The organism is Ruegeria sp. YTSA226 (assembly GCF_059609905.1).
Window position 1 is genome coordinate 1 of record NZ_JBXWMQ010000035.1, and the last position, 4493, is coordinate 4493.

At 62.4% G+C, this 4493-nt stretch carries 3 protein-coding genes; all 3 read left to right on the forward strand.

From position 1 onward, the window contains the following. Positions 1-1095: glycine cleavage system aminomethyltransferase GcvT (gene gcvT, locus AC2FFF_RS19760; RefSeq protein ID WP_496883085.1), on the forward strand; the 1095-nt coding region annotated here is incomplete at its 5' end. An 18-nt stretch (positions 1096-1113) separates the two neighbouring features. After that, entirely contained in the window at positions 1114-1479 is a 366-nt protein-coding gene (gene gcvH / locus AC2FFF_RS19765; RefSeq protein ID WP_142640419.1) for a glycine cleavage system protein GcvH, read from the forward strand. 113 nt (positions 1480-1592) lie between these two features. Further along, positions 1593-4448, forward strand: coding sequence for an aminomethyl-transferring glycine dehydrogenase (gene gcvP, locus AC2FFF_RS19770; protein ID WP_281973990.1), 2856 nt, complete (start codon positions 1593-1595; stop codon positions 4446-4448). Positions 4449-4493: the final 45 nt, after the last annotated feature.

Here is a 4493-nt window from a genome sequence, read left to right on the forward strand (position 1 = left end):
ATGACGGATATTAAGCGCACGCCTTTGCATGGTTTGCATGTTGAGTTGGGTGGGAAGTTGGTTGATTTTGCGGGCTGGGAGATGCCTGTTCAGTATCCTTTGGGGATTATGGGTGAGCATGCGCAGTGTCGTGAGAAGGCGGCGGTGTTTGATGTGTCTCATATGGGTCAGGTGATCCTGCGGGGTGAGGATGTTGGTGCCAAGCTTGAGGCTCTGTGCCCGCAGGCCTATGCGACACTGAAGCCTGGCAAGGCGCGGTATGGATTTTTCACCAATTCGGATGGCGGGATCATGGATGATCTGATCGTGTCGAATGCGGGGGATCACTTCTTTGTGGTGGTGAACGCGGCGCTGCGTCATCAGGATATTCCGCATATGCGCGCCAATCTGGACGGGGTTGAGGTGATCGAGATCTTTGACCGCGCGCTTGTTGCGGTGCAGGGACCGAAGGCCGAGGATGTGGTGGGTGCGCTTTGCCCTGCGGCGCGGGATCTGAAGTTCATGGAAACCGTTGTTGCCGACATCCTGGGGGCCGAATGCCGGATCTCGCGTCTGGGCTATACCGGTGAGGACGGGTACGAGATCTCGATCCCCGAGGACCGCGCGATTGAAATCACCAAGGCCTTCCTGGCGCATGAGGATTGCGAGGCGGCGGGCCTGGGCGCGCGCGACAGCCTGCGGCTGGAGGCGGGGCTGTGCCTGTATGGCAATGACATCGACCAGGGCACCTCGCCGATCGAGGCCAGCCTGGGTTGGGCGATCCAGAAGCGCCGCAAGGAAGAGGGTGGGTTCCCGGGGGCCGATCGCATTCAAAAAGAACTGGCCGAGGGTCCCGCGCGCAAGCTGGTGGGCATCAAGCCGGAAGGCCGGGCACCGGCGCGTCAGGGCGTGGACATCCAGTGTGCGCAGGGCAATACAATCGGTCAGATCACCTCGGGCGGGTTTGGCCCGACGGTCGGTGGACCTGTGGCGATGGGCTATGTGGCGGCGGATCATGCCGAGCCGGGCACGGTGGTGAACCTGATCATCCGGGGCAAGCCGCAACCGGCACAGATTGTGGCCACCCCCTTTGTCACCCAGAATTACAAGCGTTGAAGTCAGGAGAGAGACAACATGGCAACCTATTATTCCGAAGAGCACGAATGGCTGACCGTCGAGGGTGACACCGCGACGCTGGGCATCACCAAACACGCGGCTGAACAGCTGGGCGACGTGGTGTTCGTGGAACAGCAGGAAGCAGGCGACGAGTTCGAGAAGGGCGGCGAGATTGGCGTGATCGAATCCGTCAAGGCGGCGTCCGAGCTTTATGCGCCGGTTGATGGCGAGATCGTCGAGGTCAACGAGGCGCTGGCCGACAATCCGGGCGCGCTGAACGACGACCCCGAGGGCGAGGCCTGGATCTACAAGATCAAGATCACGGATGCGTCGCAGCTGGAAGATCTGATGGATGAGGCCGGCTACAAGGCCTTCATCGGGTAACTTCAATTCCGGGGCCCTGAAACCGGGCCCCGGGCTTCATCTTTTTCCAAATACTCCCGCCGGAGGCATCTGCCAGAGCGGCTGGGCGAGACATTCCTTGAGGAGCGCTACACATGGCCTTCAAACTCACCGATTACGAAGCCTATGACTTTGCCAACCGTCGCCATATCGGGCCCAGCCCGACCGAGATGCGCGACATGCTCAAGGTGATCGGCTTCACGACGCTGGATCAGCTGATTGACGCCACCGTCCCCCCTGCGATCCGGCAGAAGGAAGCGCTGGACTGGGGTCCGGCGATGACCGAGCGCGATGCGCTGTTCCACATGAAAGAGGTGGCGAGCAAGAACAAGGTTCTGACCTCGCTGATTGGTCAGGGCTATTACGGCACCACCACGCCTGCGCCGATCCTGCGCAATATCCTGGAAAACCCGGCCTGGTACACGGCGTACACGCCTTATCAGCCCGAGATCAGCCAGGGCCGGCTTGAGGCGTTGCTGAACTTCCAGACCATGGTCAGCGATCTGACCGGGCTGGACGTGGCCAACGCATCCCTGCTGGACGAAGCAACCGCTGCTGCCGAGGCGATGGCGATGGCCAAGCGCGGTGGCCGGTCCAAGGCCAATAACGCGGCTTTCTTCGTCGATAAAAACTGCCACCCGCAGACCATTGCGGTGATCAAAACCCGCGCCGAGCCTCTGGGCATCGACGTACAGGTGGCTGATCCGGATATGATGGACGCGGGCGCGGTGTTTGGCGCGATCTTCCAGTATCCCGGCACGCATGGACATGTGCGCGACTTCACCGCCGAGATCGCGGCGCTGCATGAACATAAAGCCATTGCCATCGTTGCAGCGGACATCCTGTCGCTGGCGCTGCTGAAGTCACCGGGCGAGATGGGCGCAGATATCGCCATCGGTTCGACCCAGCGCTTTGGCGTGCCGATGGGCTATGGCGGCCCGCACGCGGCCTATATGGCGACCACCGACAAGCTGAAGCGGTCGATGCCCGGCCGGATCATCGGCGTCAGCATCGACAGCCGGGGCAACAAGGCCTATCGCCTGGCGCTGCAGACCCGCGAACAGCATATCCGCCGCGAGAAGGCCAACTCGAATGTCTGCACCGCGCAGGCGCTGCTGGCCGTCATTGCGTCGATGTATGCGGTTTATCACGGCCCTGATGGCATCAAGGCCATTGCGCAATCGGTGCACCGCAAGACCTCGCGCCTGGCCGCCGGTCTGGAAGAGGCGGGCTTTGCCGTGGAACCGGAAGTGTTCTTTGACACCATCACGGTCGAGGTCGGCCATCTGCAGAATGTCGTGATGGAGGCCGCCGTGGCCCGCGGCGTCAACCTGCGCAAGGTCGGCGACAGCAAGGTCGGCATCAGCCTGGACGAACAGACCCGGCCCGAGACCATCGAGGCCGTCTGGGGTGCCTTCGGCATCGATCGGGCGGATGACAGCTCGAACAAGCAATACCGCCTGCCGGATTACGCGCTGCGTGAAAGCGAATATCTGACCCACGAGATCTTCCACAAGAACCGGGCCGAGGCCGAGATCACGCGCTATATGCGCCGTCTGGCCGACCGCGACCTGGCGTTGGACCGGGCGATGATCCCGCTGGGGTCGTGCACCATGAAGCTGAACGCCACGATCGAGATGATCCCGGTCACCTGGCCCGAGTTCGGCAATCTGCACCCGTTCTGCCCCGAAGATCAGGCACAGGGCTATCACGAGATGATTGCCGATCTGAACGACAAGCTGTGCCAGATCACCGGCTATGACGCGATCTCGCAGCAGCCCAACTCGGGCGCGCAGGGCGAGTACGCAGGCCTGCTGACCATCCGCAACTATCACGCCGCGCGGGGTGAGGCGCATCGCAATGTCTGCCTGATCCCCACTTCGGCCCATGGCACCAACCCGGCCTCGGCCCAGATGGTGGGCTATCAGGTGGTGCCGGTGCAAGCGGATGAGAAGGGCAACATTGATGTCGCCGATTTCCGCGCCAAGGCGGAAAAGCATTCCGACCATCTGGCCGCCTGCATGATTACCTACCCGTCGACCCATGGCGTGTTCGAGACCACCGTCCAGGAGGTCTGCCAGATCACCCATGATCACGGCGGTCAGGTCTATATCGACGGCGCCAACATGAACGCCATGGTCGGCCTGTCGCGCCCCGGTGATATCGGCGGCGATGTCAGCCACCTGAACCTGCACAAGACCTTCTGCATCCCGCATGGCGGTGGCGGCCCCGGTATGGGTCCGATCGGCGTCAAGGCGCATCTGGAGGAACACCTGCCCGGCCACCCGGAATACGGCACCGCCGTCGGTCCGGTCTCGGCGGCACCGTTTGGGTCTCCGTCGATCCTGCCGGTCAGCTGGGCCTATGTGCTGCTGATGGGCGGTGCGGGTCTGACCCAGGCCACGAAAGTGGCGATCCTGAACGCCAACTATATCGCGGCCCGGCTGCAGGACGCCTATCCGATCCTGTACACCTCGGAAACAGGCCGAGTGGCGCATGAATGTATCCTTGACACCCGTCCCCTGGATGAGGCGGCCCATGTCAGCGTCGACGATGTGGCCAAACGTCTGGTCGATTCCGGCTTCCACGCGCCGACCATGTCCTGGCCGGTGGCCGGAACCCTGATGGTCGAGCCCACCGAGTCGGAACCCAAGGACGAGCTGGATCGCTTCTGCGACGCCATGCTGTCCATCCGGGCCGAGGCGCAGGACATCATCGACGGCAAGATCGATGCGGAGAACAACCCGCTGAAAAACGCCCCCCATACGGTGCGCGATCTGGTCGGCGACTGGGACCGCCCATACACCCGCGAACAGGCCTGCTTCCCCCCGGGCTCCATGGGCGTCGACAAATACTGGTCCCCCGTAAACCGCGTCGACAACGCATACGGTGACCGAAACCTCATCTGCACATGCCCACCAATGGACGCTTACGAAGAAGCCGCAGAGTAAACAGACGACAACCAGATCAGCCCCCGCAATGGCCAGGGGCTGATC